The sequence below is a fragment of the Mesorhizobium sp. M7A.F.Ca.US.005.03.2.1 genome (assembly GCF_003997795.1).
Lineage (GTDB): Bacteria > Pseudomonadota > Alphaproteobacteria > Rhizobiales > Rhizobiaceae > Mesorhizobium > Mesorhizobium ciceri.
Genome location: NZ_RZRP01001528.1, coordinates 1 through 589, shown reverse-complemented (window position 1 = coordinate 589; position 589 = coordinate 1). Strand labels below are relative to the sequence as shown.

1 pseudogene is annotated in these 589 nt (G+C 58.7%); it reads right to left on the bottom strand.

The features are described from left to right. Positions 1-572: pseudogene (locus EN991_RS38915) on the bottom strand (hypothetical protein); the annotation flags it as partial. Positions 573-589: the final 17 nt, after the last annotated feature.

The window sequence follows — 589 nt, the reverse complement described above, 5'->3', positions numbered from 1 at the left end:
AGGGCTTCGACCGATAGTTCCGGCGACCTGACGGTGACCGGGAATTTCAGCCCGCTCTCGGGGTCATCGAAATTGATCGCTTCGACAAACCTCGACACCTTCTGCGAGGTTGTGAAATCGACGCCCCCGGTCGCCGACTTGGTCGCGGCAACGGTCGCGATGCCAGCGCCGGCGCTGGCCTCCATGTGCTGCTTGGCATCCTTCGACGTCATCGTCATGCCGGCCATCGAACTGGTGCCGCTGGTGAAGGCCGCCAGATTTGGATCGTAGACGCCCGAGCCCTTGCCGTCCTTGATCGAAAACTGAGTGCTTTGCAGTCCTTCGGGTCCGTTGAACTCGAAGGAGGCGCTCTGGGAGAAATCCATCGAGACATCCCAGGATCCGTCGCTGCGCGGCTTGACCATCAGGGCATAGGGCGCAAAGTCGAACTTCAGCAGTTTCTGGTCCGGAAATGATGCGGCAAGTGCCTTGAAATCGAACAGGATCTTGTAGGCACCACCTTCCAGCGAAACCTTCAAAATGCCTTTGTCGATGGCCTGCTTGCCGACATAGCGGGACAAGTCGTCGGACAATTGCTTCGCACCCTGAC